Consider the following 24,553-nt stretch of genomic DNA (forward strand, 5'->3'; position numbering starts at 1 on the left):
TTTTATATGGATGAAAATGAAAGGAGCTCTGGCATGAGTGAGTTATTGGCAACATATCTCCTGACAGAACCGGGAGCTGAAATAGAGAAAAAAGCAGAACAAATCGCGACAGGATTGACAGTAGGCTCATGGACAGATCTGCCTCTGGTGAAACAAGAGCAAATGCAAAAGCATAAGGGGCGTGTGCTGAAGGTCGAGGAAAGAGAAGGAACTCCTGCATCAGGTAAACAAGCGGTCATCACAATTGCCTATCCTGAGATCAATTTCTCACAGGACATCCCGGCTCTGCTGACAACAGTGTTTGGCAAGCTGTCGCTGGACGGAAAAATCAAATTACTTGATCTGCATTTTTCAGAAGCATTTAAGCGCACGCTGCCGGGGCCAAAGTTTGGCGTATACGGCATCCGAAAGCTGCTGGGAGAGTTTGAGAGGCCGCTGTTAATGAGCATTTTTAAGGGGGTTATCGGCAGAGACTTGAGTGATATTAAAGAACAGCTCAGACAGCAGGCGCTTGGCGGAGTTGACTTGATTAAAGATGATGAAATTTTCTTTGAAACAGGTTTGGCGCCTTTTGAAACAAGAATTACTGAGGGAAAGCAAATATTGAAAGAAACATATGAACAAACCGGACATAAAACACTGTACGCGGTGAATTTGACTGGCCGCACGGCTGATCTGAAAGACAAAGCGAGACGCGCCGCCGAATTAGGGGCGGATGCGCTTTTGTTTAATGTCTTCGCTTACGGCTTGGATGTCATGCAAAGCCTTGCGGAAGATCCTGAAATCCAGATTCCGATTATGGCACATCCAGCGGTTAGCGGGGCATTTACGTCATCTCCTTTTTACGGCTTTTCTCACGCCCTTTTGCTCGGAAAATTAAACAGGTATTGCGGTGCCGATTTTAGTCTCTTTCCGTCTCCATATGGTTCTGTTGCGCTTCCAAGAGAGGATGCGCTGGCGATTCACGAGGAATGTGTAAGAGAGGATGACTTTAATCAAACATTTGCCGTTCCGTCAGCAGGCATTCATCCCGGCATGGTGCCGCTTTTGATGCGGGATTTCGGCATAGATCATATTATTAACGCCGGAGGAGGCGTACATGGACATCCGAACGGCGCCCAAGGTGGGGGCAAAGCGTTCAGAGCCATAATTGATGCGGTTTTAGATGCACAGCTGATTGATGAAAAAGCCGAGCAATGCAAAGATCTAAAGCTCGCGCTAGATAAATGGGGGAAGGTTGAAGCTGTATGACTCAAAAGCCTTTAATTATTTGTGATTTTGACGGAACCATCACAATGAACGACAACATTATAAGCATTATGAAAACATTCGCTCCGCCAGAGTGGACGGCGTTAAAAGACGGCGTACTTTCCAAAACACTGTCGATCAAGGAAGGTGTCGGGCGGATGTTCGGTCTTCTGCCAAGCCATTTAAAAGAAGAGATTACAAGATTTGTATTAGAAGACGCGAAAATCAGAGAAGGATTTCAGGAATTTGTTGCATTTATCAATGAGAACAAGCTGCCGTTTTATGTCGTAAGCGGAGGAATGGACTTTTTTGTATATCCATTGCTTGAAGGCATTGTGGAGAAAGACCATATTTATTGCAACCATGTATCATTTGATAATGACTATATTCATATTGACTGGCCTCATTCCTGCGAGGGAACATGCAGCAATCAATGCGGGTGCTGTAAGCCGACTGTGATTCGTGAACTTTCTGAACCAAATCAATATATCATCATGATCGGTGATTCGGTTACAGATGTGGAGGCGGCAAAGCTGTCTGACCTTTGCTTTGCAAGGGATTATTTATTAAACGAATGCCGGGAACATCATTTGAATCATCTTCCGTATCAAAACTTTAATGAGATAAGAAAAAGTATTGAGAATGTAAAGGAGGTACAGGAATGGCTGCAAAACAAGAGCGCTGGAAGGAACTCGCTGAAGTAAAGCGGGAATTAGCAGAAAGAGATTGGTTTCCGGCGACGAGCGGCAATCTGTCTATTAAAGTTTCTGATGAGCCTTTCACATTTCTCGTAACCGCAAGCGGAAAAGATAAACGAAAAGAAACAGCTGATGATTTTCTGCTGGTGAATCAAAACGGGGAGCCCGCAGAAAGAGGGCATTCACTGAAGCCTTCAGCAGAAACGCTTTTGCACATACATTTGTACAATAAAACCAATGCCGGCTGCTGCCTGCATGTTCACACAGTAAACAATAATGTGATATCAGAGCTATACGGAGAACAAAAGAAAATTACATTCAAAGGCCAGGAAATCATAAAAGCGCTCGGCCTGTGGGAAGAGAATGCGGAAGTGTCTATACCGATCATTGAAAATCCGGCTCATATTCCGACGCTTGCGGCACTGTTTGCAGAAGAGATTTCAGAAGATTCAGGGGCTGTGCTGATACGGAATCACGGTATTACAGCTTGGGGAAAAACAGCATTTGAAGCAAAGAGAATACTCGAAGCATATGAATTTTTGTTCAGCTGCCATTTGAAATTGAAAACACTCCAGCACCAGCTGGTTACATAAAAGGGAGGAACTGAAATGGCGACAATTCGAATTCATGGTGAGGCAAATACAACGATTGAAAATCAAGAGGAAGTAGCAAGCTTTTTGGACAGTCAAGAGGTGATTTATGAACAATGGGATATCGCGAAGCTCCCCGACCAGCTTTCAGAGAAATATGATTTGACAGAAGAAGAAAAACAGCAAATTCTTAATACCTTTGAAGCTGAAATTAAAGATATCTCGGCCCGCCGCGGCTACAAAGCACAGGATGTTATTTCCTTGTCAGACAACAATCCAAAACTGGAAGAACTGCTTAAGAACTTTAAAAGAGAGCATCACCATACAGACGATGAGGTCCGTTTTATCGTAAGCGGACACGGCATTTTTGTCATTCAAGGCAAAGACGGCACGTTTTTTGATGTTCGTTTAAATCCTGGAGATTTAATCTCCGTGCCTGAAAATATCCGCCATTACTTCACGCTTCAGGAGGACCGCAAAGTAGTCGCGGTGAGAATTTTTGTTACAACTGAAGGCTGGGTTCCGATTTATGAAAAAACAGTATGATAAGCAGAAAAAGCCCCCGTTCATCGAACGGGGCTTTTTCTGCTTATTGCAAACGCCACTTTTCATATTGTGACATTTCTTTTTTGATCAGCATCCAAATCAAACCTAAAACCGTTGCGTCGTCAATGATTCCAAGACCGAGAATCATATCTGGAATGATATCGAGCGGCATAGCGATATATAAGATCGCGGCAGTTAAAAGCAAAAGGGTTTTCACCTGTGAACGAGGGTAGTCACCGTTTCTCCAATCACGCAGCATTTGAAAGAAAACAGTCATATGCTGTATGCATTTTTTTCGATTTTTTCTTTTTAAAACCGCTTTTCCGCCTGCCGCACCGAGCAGCATTGCTTTCTTTTTCTTCATATAGCATACCTCCTGCTTGGCGGCTGTGTTTAAGATTTTCTTTATTTGGGTATTATTCTTTTAATCCTATCAATATATCTATTATACCTGAAAAAATAACTTATTTAATAAAAATATGTTTACAAATAAAGTATAATCTGTAATAATGCACAATAACCCAATCAAACTTGTTTCCTATTTCTTAGCGGCGAGGGGTGAATTGAATGGGCGGTTCTTCTAAACAAGAAAGATTGTTGGTGTCTATTGATGAAAAAAGAAAGTTAATGATAGATGCCGCTAGAAAGCAAGGATTTACAGGGCATGAAACGATCAGACACAGCCAGGAGCTGGATTGCTTAATAAATGAATATCACCAGCTCGTGCATAAAAACGAATATTCCCACGGGATTCAAGGCCTTGTAAAGAAATTAGGCTTGTGGCCCCGCAGAGATGTTATGCCTGCATATGATGCAAATAAATAGCGGTGTTATCAGATGGATATATAAAGAGAGAGCTTTTTCCGAAGCGCTCTTTTTTTCTGAGAAAATACATATGTAAGAGGGGATTCGTGAAGGAGTTTACACGGCTTTCTAAATGAAGTGCCTCAAAAGGGTTTTTAGTATTCTTCTGGCACTGCTGTGGGCTTTATTAACACTCTTTTCTGGGCAGGTAAAGTCGAGTGGCAATGTCCAATAAGAAAAAAAACCTCCTGACATGGTCAGGGGGCTAAGAAGCGGAAACGGGAAGGGTGATCGTCACCTCTGTGCCTCTTCGAACTTCACTGTCGATATGAATAGAGCCTCCGTACATCAGCACAATCCGTTTACATACGACAAGGCCAAGACCGGTTCCTTTTTCTTTAGAAGTAACAAAAGGAAGGAAGATGTGGTCAAGCATTTCCTGTGAAATTCCTTCACCGTTATCCACGACTTTGATAACGGCCTTTTTATCCAAAGCTTCCAGAGAGATCGTCAGTTTTCCTCCTTCAGGCATTGATTCGAGGCCATTTTTTGCTACATTTAAAATTACTTGTTTAATATGATCTTTAGTACAGTTTACGAGTAAAGGCTGCTCAGTTAAATACTGAAGTTCGACTTCAACATTGTATAGGTTGCCCTCAGAATAGATGATCGGCATAATTTCACCGATAATATCCTGAAGCGAATTCAACTCCCATTTTTCAGCTGTCGGCTTGCCAAGAACGAGAAATTCACTCACAATTTGATTAATACGCTTGATCTCCTGTTCGATAATGGAGAAGTAAAGCTGATCTTCTTCACCTTTATATTTCTTCTGCAGCAGCTGAATAAAGCCGCTTATACCGGTGAGCGGGTTGCGAATTTCGTGGGCTGTGCTGGCAGCAAGCGTCCCGATCAGTTCTAATTTTTGCGCCTCATTTTCCGAGCGCTCCAGCTGTGTCTGCCGCTTCAGCAAATAATACAGCACGAGAATAAAAAGGATATTCAGCAGGACAATACTGCATGAAAGCGGGAGCACAAGGCTTTTTGTCAATTCTTCTATTGTCACCGGGTTTGGATATACTTTCATATTCCAACTGATATCATCCAAATATCCACTGACAGGTTTCAGATCAATTGCATGGAATGACTGACCGCTCGTAAAAATTGTTTTCCCGTCTTGGTTTACAAGTTTGATATAAACATCAGGGCTCAGTAAATTAATCAGGTTTTTTAAATAATCAATTTGAATAGCTGCGACAAGATAATCTGTCACATTTCGCTTTGAGTCCAAAATAGGGACACAAATTGTAAAAATTGGCTGGCCTGTAATTCTGCTCGAGTAACTATCTGAAATGACTGTCTTTTTTGTTTTCTTCGCTTTTGTAAAAAAGGATCTGTCTGCCAGGTTTACTTTCGTTTTTAATTCTGTCGTGCTTGCAGTGACATCTCCTTTCGCATTTAGTAAATAGAGACCGGAAAATCTTGGTTCTGAATCAAAGGCTTTTTCCAAAATCGACTGCATTTTCTTTATGTTAACCGGTTTGTCAATGGCGATAGACAAGGAGGTCATTCTCGCCTTTGTTTCTCCGATTAAATAATTGATTTTGTTGCGGTGAAGGTTCAGCATTACACTCGCTTCTTGCTTATGTCTTGCAGCTATTGTATCTTTTTCTTTTTCATAGACGAAAAAGCTGATGACGATTGCCGGAATCACGACCAGGATGAGATAAAGTTTGACTCTCCCGCAGGCGTCTTTTAATATTTTCAATTTGCATCGCTCCAACATACACCTGATTAGAGGTATTATATCATTGTTTCTTCTTCTTTAATAAGAAAAAATAACCAAAAAAATTAGAAAAAGCTGTTGAACAGCTTATTATATAAAAAAAGAAGAGAAATATTGGAAAGATTTTTATTGACATTTCGCTCTTTGTTTATTAATGTTTCTCTGTAATGGTTTCTAAAAGGATGATTGAGACATGACAGAAAAATCACTGAAGTTATTTATCGTGCTGTCGCGCGCATATCGGTCTATTAACGATCATATGAATAAGCATATTCATAAGCACGGACTGAATCCGACTGAATTTGCTGTGCTCGAGCTGCTGTATCATAAAGGTGATCAGCCGCTGCAGCAGATAGGAGACAAAATTCTTTTGGCTAGCGGGAGCATCACTTATGTTGTAGATAAGCTGGAACAAAAAGAACTCCTCATTCGGAAAGCGTCACCTACAGACAGACGAGTGACATTTGCACAAATCACTGAAAAAGGCACCAGTCTTTTGGATGATATTTTTCCTAGTCATGCTGCTGAAATTGCTGAAATGATCAGCGTATTAAGCGAAGAAGAGGTAGAGATGTGCACGGAAATGTTAAAAAGAGTAGGATTAAACGCAAAACAGTTTTATAATAAGTAAAAAAAGGAAGCCTGATATGTCACAAGGCTTCCTTTTTTACTATTTTTCATTTGTTTCCGCTGCGCCTCTCGGTAAGATGAGAACTTCAACGCGTCGGTTTTTGCCTCGGCCTTCCGCAGTTTTGTTGGAAGCCACCGGTTTATACTCCCCGTAGCCCTTAGCACTGAACACTTTTGCGTCGAGCTTAGGGTTTTCAATCAGAAGCCCCATAAAGTTTACCGCTCTCATGACACTTAAATGCCAGTTTGATTGGAATTCAGAGTTTTTAATTGGCATATTATCAGTATGTCCGCTGATAATGATATTTCTCGGCGGATTAATCACAAGAAGGTTGGATATCTCTTGTGCAAGCGAAACATCTTCCTTACGGATGGTTGCTTTCCCAGAATCAAAGAAGATGCTGTCTTTAATCGTAATGAGAAGGCCTTCACTAGTCATCTTTGTTTCCAGCTGATGTTCCAGCTTTTTATCTTTGATGAATTTGTCCACCTGGCTTTTTACACTTTGAAGTTCTTTTTGATCAGCAGCTTTTTCTTTTTCTTTCTTGTTTTTCTCTTTCTCTTCTTTATCCTTTTGAACTTGATCAATTCCGTTTTTCTCTTCTTCAGGAGGGGTGGCACTGGAATAGTCCATTACACCGGTGCCGCCTGTAAAGACTTCATTAAATGATTTTGAAAGCATCTTAAATTTAGCTACGTCAATTGAGCTGCTCGCATACAACACGATAAATAATGCCAGGAGAAGAGTTAGGATGTCGGCATATGGAACGAGCCATGATTCATCAACGTGTTCGTCCTCATGCTTCTTCTTCTTTTTTCTCGCCATTTTGCGCCTCTCCTTGTTCTGCAAATTTCAAGCGGTCCTTCGCAGGAAGATACATTAAAAGTTTTTGTTCGATGACTTTCGGTGCCTGTCCTTCTAAAACGGATAAAACACCTTCAATCATGACTTCACGCAGTTTTACTTCTTGTTTTGATTTGCGTTTTAATTTGTTTGCGAAAGGATGCCATAATACATATCCCGTAAAGATACCGAGAAGGGTGGCAACAAAGGCAGCGCTTATGGCGTGGCCAAGCTCATCTGTATTGTCCATATGAGAGAGGGCGGCAATCAATCCGATTACAGCACCGAGCACGCCAAGTGTCGGCGCGTAAGTTCCTGCCTGTGTGAAAATTGCGGCTCCGGTTTGGTGCCTGTCTTCCATCGCTTCGACTTCCTCAGTCATGATATCTCTGATAAATTCTGCACTTTGCCCGTCAACAGCCATGCTGAGCCCGTTTTTCAGGAAAGCGTCATCTACATCCTCAATGCTTGCTTCTAAAGCAAGCAGACCCTCGCGGCGTGCAAGCTGGGCCCATTCAGAGAACTTAGGAATGAGCTCCTCTATTGTGAGCTGCTTGTTTTCTTTAAATAACACTTTGAACAGCGCCGGCACTTTTTTAATTTCTTTTGTTGGGAACGCAATAACGACTGCTGAGATTGTCCCAGCGATAATAATTAAAATGGCAGCTGGGTTTGCAAGCGCGCTGAAGCTGACGCCTTTCAAAACCATCCCCACGCTCAATGCTACAAAAGCAAGAATAATACCGATTAACGAAGTTTTATCCATAGTTTTCACCAAATCCTTTTTTACTAGCTTGTCTATGGTTAATATCGGTTTTGGTGTCAGGAACTTTAGGGAGATTGTGAATTTGTTCATGAAAAATTCAAGGAAGAGGTATAGAAGGGAGAAATAAACAATAGCGGCTTTCCAAAATTGAAATTGGCATTTTGCTTGCAAGCTGTTCTTCAGACGGTTTCTATTTAATAATAGAAATAAATATCCACTATTTAGAAACATGTGCCATCCCGCGAAGAAAAGAAATATTTTGAGGGAACGAATGGTATGTTCCAGAAATGTACAAAAAAAGCGGCTTCCTAAAAGGAAACCGCTGCATCTTATTTTGCTTGTACTTTGATTGTACGATCTTCTGCGGTCACATGAAACCTTGTGATTTCACTATTGTCAAGCAGCAGATCGGTCATTTTATCTTCAATCTGTTCTTGGATGGTTCTTCTAAGCGGACGTGCGCCGAATGAAGGGTGGTAGCCCAGCTCAGCGATTGTTTCTTTCGCTTCGTCTGTCACGCTCAAGCTGATGCCGCGTTCTGCCAATGTTTCTTCAAGTTCTCCAAGTAGCAGGCTGACGATTTTTACCAGATGTTCTTTTTCCAGTGAGCTGAACTCAATGATGCTGTCAAAACGATTGAGAAACTCTGGTTTAAAGAACATGCTCAGTGAATCTATCAATGTTTGTTCTTCGATGACACTGTCATCTGATTGGAAACCGACTTTTATTTGTTTTTCGCCGGTACCCGCATTGCTTGTCATAATAATCACAGTGTCTTTAAAGCTTACAGTTCTCCCTTGGCTGTCTGTCAGACGGCCGTCTTCCATAATTTGCAGGAACATATGCTGAACATCAGGGTGTGCTTTTTCAATTTCATCCAATAGCACGATGCTGTATGGGTTTCGGCGCACTTTTTCTGTTAATTGCCCAGCTTCCTCATGACCGACATATCCAGGCGGTGAACCGATGAGTTTAGATACGGCGTGTTTCTCCATGTATTCGCTCATATCAAGACGAATGATAGCATCTTTTGTACCGAATAATTCATCTGCAAGTGTTTTGGAAAGCTCTGTTTTTCCTACGCCGGTAGGACCGACAAAGAGAAAGGAGCCGACTGGTCTGTTTTTGGCTTTTAATCCGGCGCGGCTTCGTCTTACCGCTTTTGCCACTTTTTGAACAGCGGTTTCTTGTCCGATCACCCGTTCTTGAAGTTTTGCTTCAAGCTTTTTCATTTTCGTTTGTTCGTCTGCCTGCAGTTTGCCGACAGGGATGCCGGTTTTTTGCTCAACAATATCTTGAATCTGCTCAGCTTCTACAGTGACATCGGAATGAGCGGAAGAGCTGTTCCGTTTTTTCTCCAATGCGATTTCTTCATCACGGAGTTTTGCAGCCAGTTCATAATTTTCTTCTTCAAGTGCTTTTGTTTTTTCAGCTTCAATCGCTGTTAAGCGTTCAGCGGCATCTTCATCACTCACCTCATCAATTAATAGGTTAGCTTTTGAACCTGCTTCATCTAATAAGTCAATTGCTTTATCCGGCAGATGCCTGTCCTGAATGTAGCGGGATGATAAAGTCACACATGCTTTGATTGCTTCATCACTGAATCTCACGCCATGATAGGCTTCGTATTTGTCTTTGATCCCTTGCAGAATGAGGACGGCCTGTTCAATTGAAGGCTCTTGCACCATGACAGGCTGAAAACGTCTTTCCAGTGCTGCATCTTTTTCAATTTGTCGGTACTCTTTGAGTGTTGTCGCACCGATGACTTGCAGCTCGCCTCTGGCAAGGGCAGGCTTGAGAATATTGCCCGCGTCCATTGATCCTTCTGCAGATCCTGCGCCAACGAGAAGATGAATCTCATCAATAAACAGAATGACGTTTTTTCGTTCTTTCAGCTCAGTAATCAGCTGTTTCATTCTCTCTTCAAATTGTCCTCTGATCCCTGTGTTTGCAACAAGGGAGGCAACATCAAGCAAGTACAGCTCTTTGTTTTTCAGTTTGTTTGGAACATCACCTTCAGCAATTTTCAAGGCGAGTCCTTCGGCGATGGCGGTTTTCCCTACACCGGGCTCCCCGATAAGAACCGGGTTGTTTTTGTTGCGGCGATTTAGAATTTCGATCACTCGCGCAACTTCTTCGTCACGGTCGATGACGGGGTCAATAAGACCGGCTTTTGCCCCATTTGTTATATTTTGAGCCAGCTCATCAAGCAATCCCTTTTTCTCGCTTTGTTTTGCTGCGCTTTGTTCTTTAGGCTGGAATGCCTGTTCAAACGGAAATCCGAAAGATTGAGGACCCATGCTCATTGAAGGTTTACGGGTCAATTCGTTATAGCAAGTTTCACATAGAACCATATGTTTATGAACGGAATTTATTTGCATGTTAAGGCGAATCGTCGCTTCGTTTTGATGACAATGTTGACAACGCATTTGCCAAAACCTCCTTAAAAATTTGATCTTCTTTGACCAATGATTGTGAATAAAAAGGCCGTTTGATTTTGACCTTCTTTGACTATAAGTATACGCCAAACATATTGGTTCTCAAAACAATATGCTCAGATCAGTCTGACTATTTGACTAACTCTGACCAATGGCTTTTGAAAAAAGGTTGGTTTAGTTGGCCAACTTTGATTATTAGTATACTCTGACCTTCTTTGACTTTCAAGTCTTTTGCACATCATATTTTTGATTGGTTTACACAGTAAAACATGTTTTCTTCGTCTTTTCAAGGAACTCGTCTCATAGGGTATAAAAAGGCATATATGGACAAAACTGCGGTTCGTTCGGAGGGGAGAAATGGAACAATCTAAAGGGTCTGCAAATCAGCTTGCTTTTGTGTATGTGGGCACAGTAGTCGGAGCTGGATTTGCGACCGGCAGGGAAATTGTTGAATTTTTTCTGAAGTTCGGCTGGTTTGGCTTATTTGGTATTATCGTCAGCGGCGGAATGTTTACGTTTCTTGGTGCTAAGCTGATGATTATTTCTAAGCGAATCAACGCCAAGTCCTATCAAGAAATGAACATTTTTTTATTCGGGGCGACGGCTGGGCGGATTATCAATGTATTTATGCTGTTTATTCTCCTTGGAGTAACGTCTGTCATGCTTTCTGGAGCAGGGGCGCTTTTTGAAGAACAGCTGGGAATGTCCGCTCAGATTGGGATGCTGATGACAGTCGGATTGAGCTTAATTGTAATGACGAAAGGAGTAAAAGGCATTTTTGGTGTCAATGTGTTTGTTGTTCCTCTTTTGATCATCTTTTCTTTGATTGTGGTGGCTGACTCTTTTATTTTCAGTGAATCGCGAAACGCAGCTCAGTGGGTTTGGCCGCACCGCTGGGACTGGCTGCTGTCAGCATTTTCTTACGGTGCTTTGAATTTATCGCTTGCTCAAGCGGTTTTGGTTCCGCTTGCGAATGAAATGCCATCTGAAAAATTGATTAAAAAAGGCGCTTTAATCGGAGGCATGATGCTGACGATTGTCCTATCTGCAAGTTTTCTGTCTTTGTCGACTCTCCCGAATGTATTTTTGTATGATATACCGATGGCTCAAGTGGTTTTTCTCTTTGCGCGCTCTGTCCATTTGATCTATTTGCTTATTATTTTCGGTGAAGTATTCACATCAGTGATCGGCAATCTATATGGATTGGAAAAGCAAGTACAGAGCTTTTTGCCGATAAAAAGCAAATATATCTTTGCAGCCATTATGATTACTGCTTATGTCACGAGCCAAATTGGATATGGTAAGCTGATTTCAACTATTTATCCTTTGTTTGGCTATGTGAGTCTGGCCTTTATCGGCGCCTTGATTTGTAAAAAGGCTCCCCGGCAGCGAAGTTTGTAACAGACATATATGAGGGAAGCCAGCTGCTGACTTTTGTATTGTCAAGAAAAACAACATTATGGTAAGATAGCAGAAGTGAAAAATTGAAGAAAATCCGTGCGATAGCGGGAGAGGTTCTAGCTACACCCTCTATAAAAAACTAAGGACGAGCTGTATCCTTGGATACGGCCTTTTTTATGTTTTTCTAGAGCACCTTCCGAAAGGTGTTTTTTTGTGTGAATCAGTTGTAGCGATGTCTCTCGCCGACGTTTTTATTGCGGAGAAGGAGAGGAAACATGAAAAAAGAAAAAGCAATTGTCGTATTTAGCGGCGGTCAAGACAGCACCACCTGCTTACTGTGGGCTTTGAAAGAATTTGAAGAAGTCGAAACAGTGACTTTTCATTATAATCAGCGTCATTCACAGGAAATTGACGTGGCAAAATCCATTGCGGAAAAACTTGGTGTGAAAAACCACTTGCTTGATATGTCATTGTTAAATCAGCTTGCACCGAATGCCTTGACAAGAAATGATATTGAGATAGAAGTAAAAGACGGCGAACTGCCATCTACATTTGTTCCAGGCCGCAATTTGGTATTCTTATCCTTTGCGTCTATCCTCGCGTACCAAATTGGAGCGCGCCATATTATTACAGGAGTTTGCGAAACAGACTTCAGCGGTTATCCCGACTGCCGTGATGAATTTGTGAAATCTTGCAATGTAACGGTAAACCTGGCGATGGAGAAGCCGTTTGTGATTCATACGCCTCTCATGTGGCTTAATAAGGCAGAAACGTGGAAGCTTGCAGATGAGCTTGATGCGCTTGATTTTGTAAAGAACAACACGCTGACATGCTATAACGGCATCATCGCAGACGGCTGCGGAGAATGTCCGGCATGCCATCTTCGCTCAAGAGGATATGAAGAATATATGGCGATGAAAGGAGAACGTGCTTAAATTGTTATCTCAAATTTATCCGCAGGTCCAGCATCCTTATTCATTTGAACTGAATAAGGACATGCACATCTCAGCTGCTCATTTTATTCCCCGGGAAAGTGCGGGGGCATGCAGCAGGGTTCATGGGCATACGTATACCGTAAATATCACTGTTGCCGGCGACGAACTTGACGATTCCGGCTTCCTTGTCAATTTCAGCCTGCTCAAAAAGCTTGTGCACGGAAACTATGATCATACGCTTTTAAATGATCATGAAGATTTTTCTCAGGATGACCGATATTCGCTGCCGACAACTGAAGTTGTGGCAAAAACGATTTATGACAACGTACAGGCTTATTTAGACACATTGGAGAATAAACCGAGCTGTGTACAGGTGTTTGTCCGTGAAACACCGACAAGTTATTGTGTCTACCGTCCGAAAAAGGGTGGTTTGAATGGCTAAAGGAATTCCTGTATTAGAAATTTTCGGCCCGACGATTCAAGGGGAAGGCATGGTGATCGGACAGAAAACAATGTTCGTCCGGACTGCTGGCTGTGATTATTCATGCAGCTGGTGTGATTCCGCCTTCACTTGGGATGGGTCTGCTAAAAAAGATATTCGCTGGATGACGGCTGAGGAGATTTTGGCAGAGCTTAAAGACATCGGGGGAGAAGCGTTTTCTCACGTAACGATCTCAGGCGGCAACCCTGCGCTGTTAAAACAGCTCGATGCTTTTATCGAACTGCTGAAGGAAAACAACATCCGTGCAGCGCTTGAAACTCAAGGGACCATTTATCAGGATTGGTTTACGCTAATTGATGATCTGACAATTTCTCCAAAACCGCCAAGTTCCAAAATGGTCACGAACTTTCAAAAACTTGACCACATTTTGACTTTACTGAAAGAGAATAACAGACAGCATGCTGTCAGCTTAAAGGTTGTCATTTTTAATGATGAAGATTTGGCATTTGCCAAAACGGTGCACAAGCGTTACCCGGGAACCCCGTTTTATTTGCAGGTCGGTAATGATGACGTGCATACGACAGATGACCAAACATTGATTGCACATTTGCTTGGAAAATATGAAGCGCTTGTTGATAAGGTAGCAGTTGATGCGGAACTGAATCTGGTTCGAGTGCTTCCGCAGCTGCACACCCTGTTATGGGGCAACAAACGAGGCGTATAATAGAAAGGAAGATGGATATGATGACTAGAAAAGACTCAGAATTAGAGGGTGTCACACTGCTTGGCAACCAAGGAACAAATTATTTGTTCGAATATGCGCCGGACGTGCTGGAATCCTTCCCAAATAAACATGTGAACCGTGATTACTTTGTGAAATTTAATTGTCCTGAATTTACATCTTTATGCCCGAAAACCGGTCAGCCTGATTTTGCAACAATCTACATCAGCTACATTCCTGATGAAAAAATGGTGGAAAGCAAATCATTAAAGCTGTACCTGTTCAGCTTCAGAAATCACGGTGACTTCCACGAAGACTGCATGAACATCATTATGAACGATTTGATCGAATTAATGGACCCGCGCTACATTGAAGTATGGGGCAAATTTACGCCAAGAGGCGGAATTTCCATTGATCCGTATACAAACTACGGAAAGCCGGGCACGAAGTACGAGAAGATGGCTGAGTATCGTATGATGAATCATGACTTGTATCCGGAGACGGTTGATAATCGTTAATGTAGAGGATATTCTGACCTAGACGTGTGTCATCACACGTCTGTTTTTATTTAAAGTACCTCAGTTACGCGTTATTGAAATTTGTACACCCTGATTATTTTAAAAAAAAGACGAGCGAATTCGGGGGAGAATTCTGCTCGCCGCTTTCTAATGAAAAGACGGGATGCTGGATGGCAACTCGTCTGTTTTATTATAAAATATCGAACGTATGTTTGTAAAGGTGTCTTTTCTAAAGAAATGGTTCACATAACTGGTCAGAACTGATTCATTGTAAACATTCGCTAAGGTATGCTAAGATGCATGGACGATAAAGGAGTGATAAGAAAGTGAAGACTTTGCGATTAAACGATGTAACGCTAGAAATGGCTGCATATCAAGAGGAGAACGAGCCGAAGCGCAAAATTGCTCTTACGCTAAATGTGACGAGTGAGACTTACCATGATATCGCTGTCCTGTTATATGAAAAAACATTTCATGTCGAGGTTCCGGAACGAAAGCTTGACTTTCAGGGGGAAATCACAAATTATTCAACGTCATTGACCAATCTGTACGAGCCAGAGTCTGTCAGTGAATTCTATATAGAAATGACGGAAATAGACAAAAACGCCGATTCATGATCGGTGTTTTTTTGTGTGTAAAAAGCTGCCGGACGGCAGCTTTTGAGAAAGCGAATTTCATATGTAAGGTGTTTCAGTGTCTGACGTGCAGTTTTTGCGAATAAATGTGGGATGAGGAGGATTAATAGGAGTCTCTGATGATCTTATAATTTTTATGATTAACAACTGTCAATGAATCTAATTCAAGATCACGATAATTATCCATTATCGTGACATCAACGATAACAGAATTTTCATTCACTTTTTCGACAACACCGGTTAATCCGTTTTTAAATTCAATCACGTTTCCAACCTTTGCGATTTTCACAAGCTTCCTCTCCTTTAAACATAATAATGCCTTTTGAAAGTATTTTGCAGTATTTTCATTGAGAAGTAAAGCGATAAGGAGTTTTATCTCCCTAATGAATTGTCCTGGCGCTGTAAAGATGATATATTGATTTTCGTTAAAAGAAAGAAGAGGGGGGAATTTTCGTTGCGTCCCGAAGAGATAACCGAAATGATTGAGCAGCTGCGCATCGGCGCAATAAATGAACTGAGAGTCCAAAAAGAGCATTTCCTCGATTTTAGAGCCGTTTTATCTAAACAAGACGATTTTAAACATTTCCGAGGGATTGCCCAGCAAGGCGGAGATGTCATCTTTCAATACTTAGAACAGCCAAGAAGCTGAAGGTTTCTCCTCTGTGAGAAGCCTTTTTATCATATATGACAGAATACAGGCTGTTTATTACGTTCTTCCGTAATAAGTGTAAATAAAATGTAAAATATTAAAACTGGATAAACATGTTACGAATTAACAAGATTTATAGAATATCAGCCTATTTTTCTTCCATTAACCAAGTCTGTATTCCGTTATATTCCATCCAGGTGTCTCCTTGGGAGAGTTGGAAAATCTTTTCCCGTGAAATTGATTTGTTCTCTTGTTAAGGTAATGAAGTGTTTTTTGAGCACTTTAAGGAGGAAACTGTATGACAACAAAATTCACGGCCCTGGCTGTTTTTCTTCTTTGTTTTATGCCTGCTTCGAAAATTGAACATACACAAGCTTCACTGCTGAGCACGAAGAAAACAAAACATGAAGAAGTAAAGCTGCTTACACCTATAAATCAAGATACAGACACATCTTTCTCTTCACTGTCTGCTGATAAAGAGAAGAAAAACATAAAGCCGATCAGGCTATCAGCGAACACTGAAAAAAAAGACGAAAAATCGCAAACGGATGATCAGGAAGAAACATATTCGCAGTCCGAAAAAGAATTGCTTTCTCGTCTCGTGCACGCAGAGGCTAAGGGAGAATCCTATAAAGGCAAGGTCGCTGTTGCTAGCGTTGTACTGAATAGAACGGAGAAAAAAGGTTTTCCTGATACTGTAAGAGGGGTTATTTATCAAAAAAACGCCTTTGAACCGGTCGCAAACGGAAGCATCAATCAAAAGCCTGATAAAGAATCAATTGATGCTGCCAAAGAAGTGCTGTCTTCAAAAAAAAGAGAAACTGATGCTATATTCTTTTATAATCCGAAAACAGCGTCAGATCATTGGATTCGTTCGCGAAAAACTGTAGAAAAAATCGGCAGACACGTTTTTGCCATATAAGCACAGAAGAGACAATTTGTCTCAGCTGTGCTTTTTTTATATATGACGAGTAAAAATAAAATAATTTTTAAACTTGTCTCATATGATGTTGGTAGTACAAGAGACAAGGAGAGACATCATGAATCGATTTATAAAAGGGATCATTCTTTTATCCATTGCCGCCTTTTTTGCTGAATGCCTTGAATTTGTCGTGAATATGATTTTAGCGCGAGAGCTTGGCGAGCATGGGATGGGGCTTTATATGAGTATTTTGCCTACGATCTTTTTAATCATTGTCATTGCCAGCCTGGAACTGCCGATCTCAATTTCTAAATTCATTGCCGAATCAAATCCTAAGCTCCATGAAAGCATGCTGAGGCACGCATTCAAAATGACAGCCGTTTTTACAGCGTTTTCTACTGTTGCTGCCAGTATTGCGCTCCCGTTTATTCCTGTATTTGATACTTACAACCCTTTTATTAAAGGAATTGTGATCGGCTTAATCCCTATTGTCGCCTTTACTTCAATCGCCAGAGGGTATTTTATGGGTATGCAACAAATGGGGAAGATTGCAGTCGCCAATGTCCTGAAAAAAATAATCCAGCTTTTGTGTTTGTTTCTCTTTTTTCAATGGTACTCATTTGAGTTGGACATGGCCGTGCTGATATCCTTGTTTGTCCTCGTTGTGAGTGATGTAGTCGTGCTTGTTTATTTATATTCACAATTTATTATGGCAAGGCGGGCGATATCCGGCCAGCAGCACATTCATTTGCGCGGAAAGGATGTAAGAAAAAGACTGCTTGCCGTTTCCATTCCTACAACAGGATTGCGCATTTTTCATGCGGTTGTTAACGCCATTGAACCGTTTTTAGTAAAAGGGGCGCTTTTGGCTGCGGGCGTTGCCGGGACAGCGGCGATTGATCAATACGGAATGCTGGCGGGAGTGGCTGTGACGATAGGATCGTTTCCTGCTTTTATTGCCCATTCGTTAATGATCGTTATGATACCGAGTATTTCGGAAGCTTATGCACTTTCACAGTATGATGTTGTATTAAAAAGACTGAAACAGTCGATTTTCATTACGTTTGGTTATGGCATACCGGCTGTCTGGATCATGTTTCAGTTTGCGGAACCTCTCACACATTTGTTTTTTCACTCGCCTGAAGCAAAATATTACTTACAGCTGTTATGGCCTTACTTTCTCTTTCATCTTTTTGTCATGCCGCTGCAGGCGTGCTTAATCGGGATGGGGTTTGTAAAAGAAGCTTTTTATCACAATGTGTGGAGCCACATCGTTGCGTTAAGTATGATGTATGTGCTGGGCTCAATGGAGAATTTGCAAATGCTTGGGATTATCCTTGGGATGAACACCGGCATGATTTTGCTGACGAGCCTCCACTATGCCACGATCTGCAAAGCGCTGCAGGTATCTGTCTTTCTTATGGGAGGAAGCAGGACGCCGCGAATTGAAGGATGATACAGAAAAAGCAGGGGCAGGCTAATGGAAAAGCATGAAAGGAAGATTTCCATGTTGACGAAGCGCTTGCTTATTGTATGTCTTATATGTTGGGGAATGATTGCGTCGTTTCCTGATGTGGCAGCCGCTGAAGACAAACAGCCTGCAGTTCCCGCTGTTTTCCTGATGAAAACGATAGAAGGAGAGGATATCCGGGTCCCGACTAAAGGGCAAAAAACCATCCTGCATTTTTGGACATCATGGTGTCCGCCATGTAAAAAAGAGCTTCCCCAGTTTCAATCATTTTACAATGCCCATCAGTCCGGCAGCGTAAAGCTGGTAACGGTAAATTTAGTGAACTCAGAACAGAATCAGAAAGCGGTTGAAGATTATATTAAAGCAAACAAGCTCACATTTCCGATCGTTCTTGACTCAAAAGGGGAATTGATGAAGGAGTATCACATCATTACAATCCCGACATCATTTTTGCTGAATGAAAAGGGAGAAATCGAAAAAACAAAAATTGGACCGATGACAGCGGAACAACTGAAAGAATGGATGGAAGAATAGCTGGGAGCGTAGACTCTCAGCTTTTTTAATATGATGAAAAAATCGCAAGGTATTAATGATAATTATTATCAAAAAGAAATTAAAATAATTATAATTGAAATTCTCATTGCTCATGCTATAATAAAGAAGACATCAAGAAATAACGGACATAAAGCTGCCTTAAGGGCGGCAATTTTATTTTTATAAGAGAAATGAAGATGATATACATTCTCAATTAGAGGGGAGAATTTGATATGAATGAACAAGTTACCATTCAACACGAGCCAGATGAACCATTAAAGACAGAGCGGAAAGAGAAAAACTGGCTGCAGCATGCTGAGCTTATCGCGGCACTCGTGTCAGGCGCTCTCATTTTAGCTGGCTGGCTTTTATCCGGACATCAAGTATTATCGGTAACGCTTTACTTGCTGGCTTTTGTGATCGGGGGATTTGCGAAAGCAAAGGAAGGAATCGAAGATACGCTCGAATCCAAAACGCTTAATGTAGAACTTTTAATGATCTTCGCTGCCATTGGTTCTGCACTGATCGGATACTGGGCAGAGGGTGCTATTTTAATATTTATTTTTTCCTTAAGCGGCGCTTTAGAAACTTACACGATGAATAAAAGCAGCAAAGATTTAACATCATTAATGCAGCTTGAGCCTGAAGAAGCTACACTGATGGTCAATGGAGAGGCCAAAAGAATTCCGGTTTCGGACTTGCGGGCCGGTGATATGATTGTGATCAAACCTGGAGAACGAGTAGCGGCAGACGGTGTCATCGAATCGGGCTCAACAAGCATTGACGAGTCAGCATTAACAGGTGAATCAATGCCTGTAGAAAAAAACACCGGGGATGACGTATTTACGGGAACTGTGAATCGCAACGGCTCCTTGACCGTCCGTGTCACCAAAGCAAATGAAGATTCGCTATTCAGAAAAATTATCAAACTTGTTGAATCTGCGCAAAGCAGTGTTTCACCGGCACAGGCTTTCATCGAACGCTTTGAAAATGTTTATGTGAAAGGTGTGCTGATCGCAGTAGGGCTTTTGTTATTTGTGCCGCACTTTGCGCTGGGCTGGAGCTGGAGTGAAACTTTCTACCGCGCAATGGTGTTTATGGTTGTCGCTTCACCTTGCGCGCTTGTCGCCTCTATTATGCCGGCTGCGCTGTCCTTGATTTCAAATGGCGCCCGCAACGGCATGCTTGTGAAAGGGAGCGTCTTTCTTGAACAGCTGGGCTCTGTTCAAATGATCGCCTTTGATAAAACGGGTACAGTCACTAAAGGCCAGCCTGCCGTTGAGGCGATCAAAATTGCAGAAGGATTCAGTGAAAAGGAAGTGCTTGAAGCTGTCTATGCCATCGAAACGCAATCAAGCCATCCGCTCGCTCAAGCAATCACAACATACGCTGAAGGTCGTGGTGTGAATCAATCGGGCTATCTATCTATAGAAGAAACATCAGGATTTGGCGTAATGGCAGAAGTGTCAGGTGCGAAATGGAAGATCGGCAAAGCGGGATTTATCGGTGAGCAAATGGCGGCGCAATTTATAAAAGAAACGTCAGCAGATGTCATTCAAAATGGCCACACGGTTGTATTTGTGAAAAAAGATGACCAAATAGCCGGTTGTATCGCTCTGAAAGATCAAATCAGACCTGAAGCAAAAGAGGTCATGGAAGATTTAAACCGGCTTGGGATTAAAACGGCCATGCTGACAGGAGATCATGAGGACACGGCTCAAGCGATAGCGAAGGAAGCCGGAATGACAACTGTAGCGGCAGAATGCCTGCCTGATCAAAAAGTGAATGAAATCAAACGGTTAAAAGAAGAATTCGGAAAGATTGCAATGGTCGGTGACGGAATCAATGATGCGCCTGCACTCAAAGCGGCGGATGTCGGCATTGCAATGGGCGGAGGGACAGATGTCGCTCTTGAGACAGCTGATATGGTCCTCATGCAAAACGATTTGAAAAAGCTCGTCAACATGTGCCGCTTGTCACGCAAAATGAACAAGATTATCAAACAAAATATCGTGTTTTCTTTAGCGGTGATCTGTCTGCTGATTTGTGCAAACTTTTTGCAGGTAATGGAATTGCCCTTTGGCGTGATTGGTCATGAAGGCAGTACGATTTTGGTTATCTTAAACGGATTAAGACTTCTTAAATAAAACCGGCAGTCCAATAGGGCTGCTGGTTTTTTATGTATCAAACTTTTCCTTCTTTTTTGTCATGATCCGATCTTTTCATAATAAGGATGAGAGCGAGGATACAGCAAAGGAAGCCCGCTGCACAGCCTATGATAGAACTGTAATAATAAAAACCGACCATCTTCATACCGATAAAAGGAGCGGAAATTCCCAAAACCGTTAAGAGCATCACTGCTTTTCGTCTGAAAAAATTCATCAGCAAAACGGAACAACTCCCTGCGATTGAATTCTACTGCCAGTATACAGGAAGCGGAGCAGGAAACAAAATACAATCGAAAATGGAGACGCCGTGAAAGGCAAATACCTGTAAAACCTGTTACAATAAAGACAGAACATTGCATTGCAAATGGCAGGGAGGAACAAAAAGTGAATAGAATACAACGCGTCTCTTCATGGCTGAAGGAAGCGGGGCATACTGCCGCATTTATTCATACGAAAGAAAATGTTTTTTACTTAACCGGTTTTTACACAGAGCCGCATGAAAGATTGATGGGTTTATTTATTTTTCAAGAAGAGGAGCCTTTCTTTGTTTGTCCTGGAATGGAAGCCAACCAAGCCCGCAACGCAGGCTGGAATCATGAAATCATTGGTTATGCGGATCATGAAAATCCGTGGGAGCTGATCGAGAAAGCCTTGAAAAAGCGAAACATCAGTATACATACACTTGCGGTAGAAAAGGATTCAATCTCGCTATCGCGCGCAGAACAGCTGAAGCATTCAGCCGGCGGGGCTCAATTTGTATCAGCTGAAGAAACACTTAATCAATTTCGTTTGATTAAAGATGATAAGGAGATTCGTTCGCTGAAAGAGGCGGCAAAACTTGCTGACTACGGTGTTGAAGTCGGCGCAGCCGCATTGCGGGAAGGCATCAGTGAAGTGGAAGTACTCGCTCAAATCGAATATGAATTGAAGAAAAAAGGTATTCAGGGCATGTCGTTCTCCACAATGGTTCTGTTTGGAGAAAAATCAGGCCAGCCTCACGGAAATCCGGGGACAGCTACATTGAAGAAAGGGGATCTTGTTTTATTTGATCTCGGTGTTATTCTTGATGGATACTGCTCTGATATTACAAGAACGTTTGCATACAAGAGCATTAATCCGAAGCAACAGGAGATTTATGAGACTGTGCTTCAAGCTGAAAAAGCAGCGGTTGAGGCAAGCAAACCCGGTGTCAGAATCGGTGATCTAGATTTAACGGCCCGCGGAATCATTGAAAAAGCTGGATATGGAGATTATTTTCCTCACCGGCTGGGACACGGACTCGGAATTTCTGTCCATGAGTACCCATCAATGAGCCAGGCTAACGATACGCTTCTGCAGGAAGGCATGGTCTACACGATCGAACCGGGGATTTATGTGCCTGAAATCGGCGGTGTTCGCATTGAGGATGACATTCATGTAACAAAGGACGGAGCGGTTGCTCTGACTCGATATCCAAAGGAATTAACGATACTGCCGTAGCAGGAAGTAAAAAAGGACTTTGTTCTCGACATCGTCCTTTTTTATCTGCATTAAATAAAGAAATCATCAAATGTACGGAATGGTTTCACCTCATGTTTTTGGTTGAGAGGTTTTACAGCAAGACAGCTGCTGCCGACAACAGTCAGACATAATCCAATTAAAATGAAGAAACCCATGTGTGATCTTCTCCTTTCAGCTAATAACAAACATATGTCTGGTATGTTCATATCATATTGTATGAAACGCATTCCAGAGCAAGGGGATTTAGAAAGAAGGGAATCTATGGCTAATATCAAAGACATTGCAGAAAAAGCCGGTGTCTCCGTTACAACGGTTTCCCGCGTTATAAACCATCATCCTTACGTCAGCGAAGACAAAAGAAATAGAGTGCTTGAGGCGATGGAAGCATTGGAGTATACAAGAAATATTCACGCTGTGCATTTGTCGAAAGGATATTCAAACATGATTGGTGTTGTCTTGCCGACGATTAATTTGCCTTATTTTGCAGAGCTGATCGCAGGTATAGCTGACTCAGCGGCAGAATCCGGAATTCACCTCTCTTTATTCCAAACAAACTATGATGTTCAGAAAGAAATGGTTGCGCTGTCCCAATTAAAACAGCGTCAGGTGGACGGGTTGATTTTTTGTTCAAAGGCGATTGGTGATAAAAAACTCATGGAATGGAAAGGCCCAATAGTGCTTTGCCAGAATTCAGATATCGGCCGTTTTCCAACCATCAGTATTCCTCACCAAGAAGCATTCCGGAACGGCTTGGACTATTTAATTGCCAAAGGGCACAAAAAAATAGCCATCTGTTTGGCAAGGAAAAAAGGCATGAACAGCTATTTTCGAATCAAAGCCTATAAAGATGCATTGGAAGAGATTGGAGAGGCATTTCGGGAAGACTGGATAATTGAGAAAGCGATCACCATTAATGATGGAAAGGCACTTTTTCATAAGTGGAACAAGTGGAGAGAAAAGCCGACAGCTATTTTTGTTGCCAATGATCAAGTTTCAGCAGGGCTTTTGCTTGAAGCGGAAAAACAGCGGGTATCGGTACCTGGTGAACTTGCCATCTTAAGCATTGATAACCATGAAATCAGCCAATTGCTTAGTATCACAACGATCGATATTCAAACGAAAAAAATGGGCAAGCAGGCGTTTGCTATGCTGGAAAATAGAATTCAGGGACACCCGATTGAAAGGAAAGTTCTCGATTACCGTCTCATCGAAAGATCGACTGTTTAGTGAAAGCGTTGAAAAAAGGTTTGACGTGCATTCTGTTCGTTATGTACGATATGAGGTATTGAATGACAAAGGAGCTGAGGATCATGAATGGGTCCTTCACAGTGAAAAAGGTCCTGAATAATAACGTCTTAATTGCTTCTCATCATAAATACAGCGAAGTCGTTTTAATCGGGAAAGGTATTGGTTTCGGAAAAAAACAAGATGATCTCATAGAAGATAAAGGCTACGAAAAAATGTTCATTTTAAAGGACGAGAAGGAACAAAAACAGTTTAAAAAGCTCCTTGACTATATTGATGAAAAACTCGTTGCTATTGCAAACGATGTCATCTATCACATCAGTAAGAGGACAAACCACTCATTAAATGAACATATTCATATTGCGCTGACAGACCATATCGCATTTGCCATCAAAAGGCAGCAGCAGGGCTTTGATATGAAAAATCCATTCCTCATGGAAACTCAGTCACTATATCCTGAAGAGTACAAAATTGCCGAAGAAGTCATAGATATGGTCAATGAAAAAGCGGGAATCTGCCTTCCAGAAGGGGAAATCGGTTTTATTGCCCTGCATATCCATTCAGCTCTGACAAATCGTCCGCTGGCCGAAGTCAATCAGCATTCGCACTTGATGGCGCAGCTTGTTGAGGTGATTGAAGACTCGTTTCAAATGAAAGTAAATAAGGAAAGTGTCAACTATTTGCGGCTGATCCGGCATATCAGGTTTATAATAGAAAGAATCAAACAAGAAGAACCAACTAAAGAACCAGAAAAATTAATGTTATTATTGAAAAATGAATATCCGCTATGCTACAATACAGCTTGGAAATTGATTAAAATCTTGCAGCAAACATTGAAGAAACCAGTTCATGAGGCGGAAGCGGTTTATTTGACGCTTCATCTGTACCGATTAACCAATAAAATTTCATAATTCAGTTTATCCTTATAACGTGTTACTGATCCGATCAGGCATGAGTGATTGAGGGAAAAAAACGGGAAGTTCATTCTCGTTCTTTTGTGCACCCCATTTTGCTCATGCCTTTTTGTTGTGTAAAAGGACAAATGTAAACGGTTAAACTGGA

At 41.8% G+C, this 24,553-nt stretch carries 28 protein-coding genes and 1 riboswitch; of the genes, 20 read left to right on the top strand and 8 right to left on the bottom strand.

The annotated features are described in order from the left end of the window. Nucleotides 1-33 precede the first annotated feature (33 nt). From mtnW to BTW01_RS01940, 4 genes are read left to right on the top strand one after another with little or no spacing between them, the layout of a single operon-like run. A complete protein-coding gene (mtnW, locus tag BTW01_RS01925; protein WP_162101357.1) occupies nt 34-1,251 on the top strand; it encodes a 2,3-diketo-5-methylthiopentyl-1-phosphate enolase in 1,218 nt (405 codons plus the stop codon). Next, nucleotides 1,248-1,952, top strand: a complete 705-nt coding sequence (gene mtnX / locus BTW01_RS01930) for a 2-hydroxy-3-keto-5-methylthiopentenyl-1-phosphate phosphatase (protein WP_162101358.1) — start codon at nt 1,248-1,250, stop codon at nt 1,950-1,952. Before mtnW ends, mtnX begins: the two co-directional genes overlap by 4 nt. Continuing rightward, entirely contained in the window at nt 1,910-2,539 is a 630-nt protein-coding gene (locus tag BTW01_RS01935) for a methylthioribulose 1-phosphate dehydratase (protein ID WP_162101359.1), read from the top strand. The genes mtnX and BTW01_RS01935 overlap by 43 nt, the downstream gene beginning before the upstream one ends. Nucleotides 2,540-2,554: 15 nt before the next feature. Next, nucleotides 2,555-3,082: a 1,2-dihydroxy-3-keto-5-methylthiopentene dioxygenase gene (locus BTW01_RS01940; RefSeq protein WP_162101360.1), complete on the top strand. Its 528-nt coding sequence runs from the start codon at nt 2,555-2,557 to the stop codon at nt 3,080-3,082. A gap of 43 nt (nt 3,083-3,125) precedes the next feature. On the opposite strand, the gene BTW01_RS01945 is transcribed toward BTW01_RS01940, so the two are convergent. Then, nucleotides 3,126-3,446: a YkvA family protein gene (locus BTW01_RS01945; RefSeq protein WP_162101361.1), complete on the bottom strand. Its 321-nt coding sequence runs from the start codon at nt 3,444-3,446 to the stop codon at nt 3,126-3,128. A gap of 203 nt (nt 3,447-3,649) precedes the next feature. On the opposite strand from BTW01_RS01945, the gene BTW01_RS01950 reads away from it, so the two are divergent. Beyond that, nucleotides 3,650-3,907 (top strand): aspartyl-phosphate phosphatase Spo0E family protein, encoded by a 258-nt coding sequence (locus BTW01_RS01950; protein ID WP_162101362.1) that lies wholly within the window; start codon nt 3,650-3,652, stop codon nt 3,905-3,907. 244 nt (nt 3,908-4,151) lie between these two features. Here the strand turns inward: BTW01_RS01950 and kinD are convergent, their stop codons facing one another. Next, on the bottom strand, nt 4,152-5,672 hold the full coding sequence (gene kinD / locus BTW01_RS01955; protein ID WP_162101363.1) for a sporulation kinase KinD: 1,521 nt from the start codon (nt 5,670-5,672) through the stop codon (nt 4,152-4,154). Nucleotides 5,673-5,865: 193 nt separating this feature from the next. On the opposite strand from kinD, the gene mhqR reads away from it, so the two are divergent. Then, nucleotides 5,866-6,303 (top strand): MarR family transcriptional regulator MhqR, encoded by a 438-nt coding sequence (mhqR, locus tag BTW01_RS01960; protein ID WP_162101364.1) that lies wholly within the window; start codon nt 5,866-5,868, stop codon nt 6,301-6,303. A 39-nt stretch (nt 6,304-6,342) separates the two neighbouring features. Here mhqR and motB read toward each other — a convergent pair whose 3' ends face one another. The 3 genes from motB to clpE form a co-directional block, all read right to left on the bottom strand. After that, complete coding sequence (motB, locus tag BTW01_RS01965; protein WP_162101365.1) at nt 6,343-7,128, bottom strand: flagellar motor protein MotB; 786 nt, start codon at nt 7,126-7,128, stop codon at nt 6,343-6,345. Then, the gene (gene motA / locus BTW01_RS01970; RefSeq protein ID WP_162101366.1) at nt 7,100-7,912 is read right to left on the bottom strand and encodes a flagellar motor stator protein MotA; all 813 of its coding nucleotides are present in this window, start codon (nt 7,910-7,912) and stop codon (nt 7,100-7,102) included. The genes motB and motA overlap by 29 nt, the downstream gene beginning before the upstream one ends. A gap of 329 nt (nt 7,913-8,241) precedes the next feature. Continuing rightward, complete coding sequence (gene clpE, locus BTW01_RS01975) at nt 8,242-10,341, bottom strand: ATP-dependent protease ATP-binding subunit ClpE (RefSeq protein ID WP_162101367.1); 2,100 nt, start codon at nt 10,339-10,341, stop codon at nt 8,242-8,244. 366 nt (nt 10,342-10,707) lie between these two features. Here clpE and BTW01_RS01980 point away from each other — a divergent pair, with 366 nt between their 5' ends. From BTW01_RS01980 to BTW01_RS02005, 6 genes are all read left to right on the top strand, one after another. Then, nucleotides 10,708-11,751 carry a hypothetical protein gene (locus tag BTW01_RS01980; protein WP_162101368.1) on the top strand — a complete coding sequence of 348 codons (1,044 nt, stop codon included), beginning with the start codon at nt 10,708-10,710 and terminating at the stop codon, nt 11,749-11,751. Nucleotides 11,752-11,855: 104 nt separating this feature from the next. Next, nucleotides 11,856-11,900, top strand: a riboswitch (PreQ1 riboswitch). Between the two features lie 126 nt (nt 11,901-12,026). Then, complete coding sequence (gene queC / locus BTW01_RS01985; protein ID WP_162101369.1) at nt 12,027-12,686, top strand: 7-cyano-7-deazaguanine synthase QueC; 660 nt, start codon at nt 12,027-12,029, stop codon at nt 12,684-12,686. Beyond that, nucleotides 12,679-13,128, top strand: a complete 450-nt coding sequence (gene queD / locus BTW01_RS01990; protein ID WP_162101370.1) for a 6-carboxytetrahydropterin synthase QueD — start codon at nt 12,679-12,681, stop codon at nt 13,126-13,128. Before queC ends, queD begins: the two co-directional genes overlap by 8 nt. Continuing rightward, nucleotides 13,121-13,852 (top strand): 7-carboxy-7-deazaguanine synthase QueE, encoded by a 732-nt coding sequence (gene queE, locus BTW01_RS01995; protein WP_162101371.1) that lies wholly within the window; start codon nt 13,121-13,123, stop codon nt 13,850-13,852. The genes queD and queE overlap by 8 nt, the downstream gene beginning before the upstream one ends. A gap of 17 nt (nt 13,853-13,869) precedes the next feature. After that, nucleotides 13,870-14,367, top strand: a complete 498-nt coding sequence (gene queF, locus BTW01_RS02000; RefSeq protein WP_162101372.1) for a preQ(1) synthase — start codon at nt 13,870-13,872, stop codon at nt 14,365-14,367. A 326-nt stretch (nt 14,368-14,693) separates the two neighbouring features. Next, a complete protein-coding gene (locus BTW01_RS02005; RefSeq protein WP_162101373.1) occupies nt 14,694-14,984 on the top strand; it encodes a DUF3219 family protein in 291 nt (96 codons plus the stop codon). A 121-nt stretch (nt 14,985-15,105) separates the two neighbouring features. Here the strand turns inward: BTW01_RS02005 and BTW01_RS02010 are convergent, their stop codons facing one another. Then, nucleotides 15,106-15,291: a YkvS family protein gene (locus tag BTW01_RS02010; RefSeq protein WP_003232446.1), complete on the bottom strand. Its 186-nt coding sequence runs from the start codon at nt 15,289-15,291 to the stop codon at nt 15,106-15,108. 165 nt (nt 15,292-15,456) lie between these two features. Here BTW01_RS02010 and BTW01_RS02015 point away from each other — a divergent pair, with 165 nt between their 5' ends. The 5 genes from BTW01_RS02015 to BTW01_RS02035 all read left to right on the top strand — a co-directional run bounded on the left by BTW01_RS02015 (nt 15,457) and on the right by BTW01_RS02035 (nt 20,725). Continuing rightward, entirely contained in the window at nt 15,457-15,651 is a 195-nt protein-coding gene (locus BTW01_RS02015) for a hypothetical protein (protein ID WP_162101374.1), read from the top strand. Between the two features lie 298 nt (nt 15,652-15,949). Continuing rightward, the gene (locus BTW01_RS02020) at nt 15,950-16,573 is read left to right on the top strand and encodes a cell wall hydrolase (RefSeq protein ID WP_162101375.1); all 624 of its coding nucleotides are present in this window, start codon (nt 15,950-15,952) and stop codon (nt 16,571-16,573) included. Between the two features lie 118 nt (nt 16,574-16,691). Next, on the top strand, nt 16,692-18,029 hold the full coding sequence (gene ykvU / locus BTW01_RS02025) for a sporulation protein YkvU (RefSeq protein WP_162101376.1): 1,338 nt from the start codon (nt 16,692-16,694) through the stop codon (nt 18,027-18,029). A gap of 51 nt (nt 18,030-18,080) precedes the next feature. Next, on the top strand, nt 18,081-18,578 hold the full coding sequence (gene stoA / locus BTW01_RS02030; protein WP_162101790.1) for an endospore biogenesis thiol-disulfide oxidoreductase StoA: 498 nt from the start codon (nt 18,081-18,083) through the stop codon (nt 18,576-18,578). Nucleotides 18,579-18,811: 233 nt separating this feature from the next. Next, a complete protein-coding gene (locus BTW01_RS02035) occupies nt 18,812-20,725 on the top strand; it encodes a heavy metal translocating P-type ATPase (RefSeq protein ID WP_162101377.1) in 1,914 nt (637 codons plus the stop codon). A gap of 37 nt (nt 20,726-20,762) precedes the next feature. Here the strand turns inward: BTW01_RS02035 and BTW01_RS02040 are convergent, their stop codons facing one another. Beyond that, nucleotides 20,763-20,966, bottom strand: coding sequence for a hypothetical protein (locus tag BTW01_RS02040; protein WP_162101378.1), 204 nt, complete (start codon nt 20,964-20,966; stop codon nt 20,763-20,765). A 164-nt stretch (nt 20,967-21,130) separates the two neighbouring features. Between BTW01_RS02040 and papB the strand changes: the two genes are divergently transcribed. Next, nucleotides 21,131-22,225, top strand: a complete 1,095-nt coding sequence (papB, locus tag BTW01_RS02045) for a di/tri-peptidase (protein ID WP_162101379.1) — start codon at nt 21,131-21,133, stop codon at nt 22,223-22,225. Between the two features lie 50 nt (nt 22,226-22,275). Here the strand turns inward: papB and BTW01_RS18610 are convergent, their stop codons facing one another. Beyond that, complete coding sequence (locus BTW01_RS18610) at nt 22,276-22,401, bottom strand: hypothetical protein (protein WP_258894737.1); 126 nt, start codon at nt 22,399-22,401, stop codon at nt 22,276-22,278. Nucleotides 22,402-22,507: 106 nt separating this feature from the next. Between BTW01_RS18610 and BTW01_RS02050 the strand changes: the two genes are divergently transcribed. Both BTW01_RS02050 and glcT read left to right on the top strand, forming a co-directional pair. Then, complete coding sequence (locus BTW01_RS02050) at nt 22,508-23,473, top strand: LacI family DNA-binding transcriptional regulator (RefSeq protein ID WP_162101380.1); 966 nt, start codon at nt 22,508-22,510, stop codon at nt 23,471-23,473. 62 nt (nt 23,474-23,535) lie between these two features. Beyond that, entirely contained in the window at nt 23,536-24,402 is an 867-nt protein-coding gene (gene glcT, locus BTW01_RS02055) for a glucose PTS transporter transcription antiterminator GlcT (RefSeq protein WP_162101381.1), read from the top strand. Nucleotides 24,403-24,553: the final 151 nt, after the last annotated feature.

It is taken from the genome of Bacillus sp. SKDU12, from assembly GCF_010093085.1.
Lineage (GTDB): Bacteria > Bacillota > Bacilli > Bacillales > Bacillaceae > Bacillus > Bacillus mexicanus.